General features: G+C 34.4%; 3 protein-coding genes and 1 pseudogene. All 4 read right to left on the bottom strand.

Annotation, left to right across the window (positions count from 1 at the left end; translation table 11 throughout):
• A partial coding sequence (locus E4T68_RS07955) for a DUF1542 domain-containing protein (protein ID WP_135125813.1) occupies positions 1-3,064 on the bottom strand: 3,064 nt, incomplete at its 3' end.
• Between the two features lie 287 nt (positions 3,065-3,351).
• Positions 3,352-4,335: a hypothetical protein gene (locus tag E4T68_RS07950; RefSeq protein WP_135125811.1), complete on the bottom strand. Its 984-nt coding sequence runs from the start codon at positions 4,333-4,335 to the stop codon at positions 3,352-3,354.
• A 154-nt stretch (positions 4,336-4,489) separates the two neighbouring features.
• Positions 4,490-6,430, bottom strand: coding sequence for a threonine--tRNA ligase (gene thrS, locus E4T68_RS07945; RefSeq protein WP_167753867.1), 1,941 nt, complete (start codon positions 6,428-6,430; stop codon positions 4,490-4,492).
• A 486-nt stretch (positions 6,431-6,916) separates the two neighbouring features.
• Positions 6,917-7,100 (bottom strand): annotated as a pseudogene (locus E4T68_RS09615) (IS30 family transposase); the annotation flags it as partial.

The raw sequence follows: 7,100 nt of genomic DNA, 5'->3' as shown, positions 1-7,100 counted from the left end.
TAGCTTTAGCATCAACATCTTTTTTAGCAGCGTCTTTTTCTTCTGCTGTCAATTCATTACGTGCATCGATGGCTGCTTTCTTAGCAGTTGCTGCATCTTCAATGGCGTTCTTAGCAGTTGTTTTAGCGTCTGCATTTGGATTAACTTCGTTAATAGCAGTAGTACCATTTGTTTTAGCTGTGTCTACTTCTGCATTTGTTGTTGCATTATCAACATTTGCTTTTGCTTCTTTAGCTTTATCGTCAACGGCATTCTTAGCAGCGTCTTTTTCTTCTTTCGTTAAGTCATTACGTGCATCAATGGCTGCTTTCTTAGCAGTTGCTGCATCTTCAATGGCGTTCTTAGCAGTTGTTTTAGCGTCTGCATTTGGATTAACTTCGTTAATAGCAGTAGTACCGTCTGTCTTAGCTGTGTCTACTTCTGCATTTGTTGTTGCATTATCAACATTTGCTTTTGCTTCTTTAGCCTTATCGTCAACTTCTTTCTTAGCAGCATCTTTTTCTTCTTGCGTTAATTCATTACGTGCATCAATGGCTGCTTTCTTAGCAGTTGCTGCATCTTCAATGGCGTTCTTAGCAGTTGTTTTAGCGTCTGCATTTGGATTAACTCCGTTAATTACAGTAGTACCGTCTGTTTTAGCTGTGTCTACTTCTGCATTTGTTGTTGCATTATCAACATTTGCTTTTGCTTCTTTAGCTTTAGCATCAACATCTTTTTTAGCAGCGTCTTTTTCTTCTTTCGTTAAGTCATTACGTGCATCAATGGCTGCTTTCTTAGCAGTTGCTGCATCTTCAATAGCGTTCTTAGCAGTTGTTTTAGCGTCTGCATTTGGATTAACTTCGTTAATAGCAGTAGTACCATTTGTTTTAGCTGTGTCTACTGCTGCATTTGTTGTCGCACTATCAACATTTACTTTTGCTTCCTTAGCCTTATCGTCAACTTCTTTCTTAGCAGCATCTTTTTCTTCTTGAGTTAATTCATTACGTGCATCGATGGCTGCTTTCTTAGCAGTTGCTGCATCTTCAATAGCGTTCTTAGCAGTTGTTTTAGCGTCTGCATTTGGATTAACTTCGTTAATAGCAGTAGTACCGTTTGTTTTAGCTGTATCTACTGCTGCATTTGTTGTCGCACTATCAACATTTGCTTTTGCTTCCTTAGCCTTATCGTCAACTTCTTTCTTAGCAGCGTCTTTTTCTTCTTTCGTTAAGTCATTACGTGCATCAATGGCTGATTTTTTATCGTTTGCTGCTTGTTCAATAGCAGTTTTTGCAGCTGCTTTCTTTTCAGCATTTGGTGTGACTGCATTAATTGTATCTGTTCCTGATGTCTTAGCAGCGTCTACTGCTGCATTCGTTGTCGCATTATCCACTGCTTGTTTTGCTTCAGCGGCTTTGGCATCAACATCTTTTTTAGCAACATCTTTCTCTTCATCAGTCAAATCTTTACGTTGGTCAATTTCTGCTTTTTTATCGTTTGCTGCTTGTTCAATAGCAGTTTTTGCAGCTGCTTTCTTTTCAGCATTTGGTGTGACTGCATTAATTGTATCTGTTCCTGATGTCTTAGCAGCGTCTACTGCTGCATTCGTTGTCGCATTATCCACTGCTTGTTTTGCTTCAGCGGCTTTGGCATCAACATCTTTTTTAGCAGCGTCTTTTTCTTCATCAGTCAAATCTTTACGTTGGTCAATTTCTGCTTTTTTATCGTTTGCTGCTTGTTCAATAGCATTTTTTGCAGCTGCTTTCTTTTCAGCATTTGGTGTAACTGCATTAATTGTATCTGTTCCTGATGTCTTAGCAGCGTCTACTGCTGCATTTGTTGTTGCATTATCCACTGCTTGTTTTGCTTCTTTAGCTTTATCATCAACGGCATTCTTAGCAGCGTCTTTTTCTTCTTTCGTTAAGTCATTACGTGCATCAATGGCTGCTTTCTTAGCAGTTGCTGCATCATCAATAGCGGTTTTAGCACCGTTTTTTGTACTTGAAGTTGGATTTACACTATTAATCGCAGTTGTTCCTGCAGTTTTAGCACGCTCTACCCCTGCATTATTTGTTGCTCTATCAATAGCACTTTTAGCTTCATTTGCTTTAGTATCAATTTCTCGTTTTGCTGCATCTTTTTCTTCATTTGTTAAGTCTGTTCGTCTGTCGATATCTGCTTTCTTATTGTTTGCTTCTTGATCAATAGCATTTTTAGCATTATTTTTTACAGTTCCAGTCGGACTTATACTATTAATTGCATTTGATCCATTAGTTTTGGCAGCATTAACATCCGGAACAATAGTTGCTCTATCAATAGCTGCTTTAGCCTCATTTGCTTTAGCATCAATTTCTCGTTTAGCTTCATCTTTTTCTTCATCTGTCAAATCTTTACGGGCATCAATCTCTGCTTTTTTATCTCTAGCCTCTTGATCTAATGCATTTTTAGCAGCAGTTCTTTCTTCTTCAGTGACTGGTTTTGCTATAACCGTTTTTGACGATGGAATAGTGTCAATTACTCCATTTGGATAAGTTAAGGTAATGGCTCCATTAGTTCCCACACTTATTCCAACATCAGATCTTAAATTTGGATTTGCACTTCTCAAAGCAGTTTCAACTTTAGCCATTTCCTCAGTAGTCAACTGATTTGGATTGTCAACAACTGTTTTTACAGGATCTCTTAAAATAACTGTTATTTTAACTGTTATTTCATCTTTTGATCCATCAGGATACGTGATAACTGCTACAGCAGTTTTTCTTCCTGACACCGATGTATCTATCGGTTCTTTAAATGAATACGTTGTTCCCTCTGGCAATTCTGTAGTCACTACAGAACGATCTGCTTGATTTTCAAGATCTTCATGATATATCCATAAAACTCTATCTCTACCTCGTGGATTATATATATCACTTTGTTTTCCTGCAGCATAAGCTACATTATTTCCACCCGGAATACTAGGTGAGGCAATAACTGTTGTTGATAAAACAGTCCCTAGTAATACACTTGCTAATCCAAAATGAAATTTTCTTAAAGAATATTTCTGTTTAGCTTTATACCAATCAAATCTACGTTGTCTCCTACTTTTCATATCATTAACTCCTTCTCAAATAAATCATATACTCATACGTCAACACTATAATACAATTCCCTACACTGTATCTAATAATTAGCCTATAATTTAAACGTATATTTTCTAATTTTAATTTAAATATATATTATATCGCTTTTTTGTTTAAAAACAACCCTATTATGCTCATTTTTCTAAAAAAAATTATTTTCATCATCTCTAATAAAATATATTTATTCTATTAGAGATGTTATCTTTACTATTCATATGTTTTCATATCAAAAATGCTCTCCATTAAACATAGTACATCATATTTTTTTAAACAACACTCCATTTTTTTCAAGTTGTTTAATGGTACTTATTCCAACTCCCCTAATACTTAAAATATCCTCTACTGTTTTCTCTAAAAAGTGTTTTTCTGAATACAATCCCTCTTGCATAAAAATATTAACTACACGTTTAGAAACTCCTTCAAATAATTTACTACTATGCTGGATAGGTGTAACAAAAAATCTTTGATTGTTAATTTTTTTTACTTTTTTTAACTGATTAAACTCTTGATTTATCCAATCTTGAACATAATCAGACATTAAATACACAACGTAAGATAATGTTTCAACCATATCAAATTCCTCTTCTTCCAAATCTTCTAAATATTCCAAATCATGCTCATAATGACTAAATGTAAATATATCATCATTTATCATATTTAAAATATTTTGGTTTAATTGGAATAATCTAGCCGCCATAGCTTTTGCCTTAACAAATTCTAGGTGAGATAAGTACCCTAACATAGCCAAAAACACCAATCTCTGATCATCTAGTGAACCAGATTGCTTCATGACATCTTCAATACACGTCAATTCCCCTAAGCGACAATAGATAATCATTAACTTATACGTCACATCAAAATAATTTGTAGGTTCCATTATTGAAAGTTCTTGAAAATGCTTTTTAGCAAGATGATTAAACTGTGTGTCTAAATAAAATTCAGCCAATATGTTTTTTAAATCGAAATACGCCCATTCATCAGAATAATACTCATTGCGCTGTCTACTTTTTTCCCATTTTTCATGTTCTATTTGCTCGAGTTTACCCAATCTTTGTAAAAATTTAATTGGATTTCCTAATGTCTGCTGTTCTATTTGTTCTATACTAAATGATAAAGGATGTTTTTTATCTTTTACATGAGTATCTTTAATAAAATCTTGAATAGCACTTTCCCTATCAGAATACAGGTCTTCATACTCATGTAGAAACCGGATTAAATCTTTAATTTCAATGTTTTTCATAGTCAATTCCTTCTTATCTTATTAATACTACTATAATACATCTAAATCATAGTTTAAGCAATGCACTAAAAAAAGCTACCCCTAGTAGTTTTATCATACCAATAAAATAACGACAAATAGCAGAAATATACTCTACTATTTATCGTTATCCTTATTATTCTACAGGACGACTAAAATTTGTCAGTTCTTTTTGCACACGTGCAATAAACTCATCAATCGTCATTGTAACTGTTTCTTTTGAGCCATATCTGCGAACCGTAACAGTTTTATTTTCAGCTTCTTGATCTCCAACAACCAACTGATACGGAATTTTTTGTGTTTGAGAAGCACGAATTTTATAACCCATTTTTTCATAACGTAAATCTAAATCAATACGCATACCTATGCGTTGTAATTGTTCAGTCAATGTCCGTGCATATTGTTCATGCAAATCAAAGTTTACAGGAATAACAGTTGCTTGAACAGGGGCTAACCAAGTTGGAAACGCACCTTTGTACTCTTCAATTAAATAAGCCACAAAACGTTCCATTGTAGATACCACACCCCGATGAATAACAACTGGACGATGATTATTTTCACCATCTTCCCCAACATACGTTAAATCAAAACGTTCTGGTAGCAAGAAATCTAACTGAATTGTAGACATTGTTTCTTCCAATCCCATTGCTGTTTTAAACTGCACGTCTAATTTTGGACCATAAAAAGCAGCTTCTCCAAGAGCTTCAAAATATTCCAATCCTAATTCATCCATAGCCTCTTTTAACATACTTTCAGCTTTAATCCACATCGCATCATCATCAAAATATTTTTCTTTATCTTCTGGATCACGATAACTCAAGCGGAAACGATAATCTTTAATATTAAAATCTTCATAAACTGCCATGATTAATTCTAATGTTCGTTTAAATTCATCTTTAATTTGATCTGGACGAACAAAAACATGAGCATCATTTAGTGTCATTTCACGTACACGTTGCAATCCAGATAAAGCACCTGATTTTTCATAACGATGCATCATACCTAATTCAGCAATACGAATAGGCAATTCACGATAAGAATGAATATCATTTTTATATATCATCATGTGATGAGGGCAGTTCATTGGACGCAAAACTAACATTTCCCCATCGCCCATATCCATTGGTGGAAACATATCTTCATGATAATGATCCCAATGCCCAGATGTTTTATACAATTCAACATCTGCCATAATTGGTGTATACACATGTTGATACCCTAAGCTCACTTCACGATCGACAATATAGCGTTCAATTGTACGACGAATTGTAGCACCTTTTGGTAACCAAAATGGTAACCCAGAACCAACTTCTTGAGATACCATAAATAAATCAAGTTCTTTCCCTAATTTACGATGATCACGCTCTTTTGCTTCTTGACGCATCTTAATAAATTCAGCTAAATCTTTTTTATCAAAGAATGCTGTTCCATAAACACGCTGCATCATTTTATTATTAGAATTTCCTCGCCAGTATGCTCCAGCTAGTGATAATAATTTGAACACTTGAATACGTCCAGTAGACGGCACGTGAATACCTCGACAAAGATCTACAAAGTCTTCTTGTTGGTAAATTGTAATCGTTTCATCTGCTGGTAAACTATTAATCAATTCTAATTTATAAGGATCTTTTGCAAAAATAGATAAAGCTTCTTCTTTAGATACTACACGTCTTTGGATAGGGTAATTTGCTTTAACAATGTTTAACATTTCAGCTTCAACTTTTGGCAATTCTTCCTCAGTCAACTGATTTTCCATATCTGTGTCATAATAAAAGCCTGACTCTATGGCAGGACCTACACCGAAATGAATTGTAGGATACAAACGTGTCAAAGCATGTGCTAATAAATGTGCTGTTGAATGACGTAAAATTCCTAATGCATCTTCATGGTCTGGTGTTACTAATTCAATTTTTCCGTCTTTATCCAAAGGTCTATTATAATCTACTAGCTCACCGTTGAATTTTCCAGCCAACATTTTTTTTGCTAATCCATTACTAATACTTTGTGCAATTTCATAAGGTGTTACACCAGATGTAAATTCACGTACTGCACCATCTGGAAATGTAATTTTAATCATGATTTTTCCTCCTTATATATCCGATAAAAACAAAAAGTCCCATACTCTTAAAGAGTATGGGACGTCAACTGCCGTGGTTCCACCCAACTTTTATCCACTACTGTGAATAACACTTTTTATGCTATAACGGAACAACCGATCGCTTTTCGAAGCGATTTTTCAAAAGTGGTAATTGCAGGGCTACATAAGTCGTTTCACCTAACCGACTCTCTCTAAAATGATGACTCAACAATCGTGTCTTTATCAAAAAATATTTCTTATTCCATACTATTAAACCACTAAATCTTTAGAAAATCAAGTCTTTTTTTACTAATGTTCTCTTTTTTATCAATCCTCGAATTGTAAAGCCAAGTGCAACAGTACATGAAAAATACTAAAGTCACAGTCTATGTCTGTGTGCGACATAGTTGTTTTGTAATGGAATAGGTGTAACGGTCAAGGTAATAGCGTAGCGAACCTTTACGGTTACACCTATTCTGTTATAGTTTATGTCGTTGCACACAAACGATTAAACATAGTATGAGGTGTATCATAGTCTAGTATACGTCTAGGTCTATTATTTAACGCATTTTGTATAGTTGTTATCATTTGAATAGGTACTAAATTAAATGATTTTCCCTTTGGTAAAAATTCTCGAATTAAACCATTGTGATTTTCATTAGTCCCTCGT

The sequence above is a fragment of the Granulicatella sp. WM01 genome (assembly GCF_004570605.1).
Classification (GTDB): Bacteria; Bacillota; Bacilli; order Lactobacillales; family Aerococcaceae; genus WM01.
This window is presented reverse-complemented; position numbering and strand designations above follow the sequence as displayed.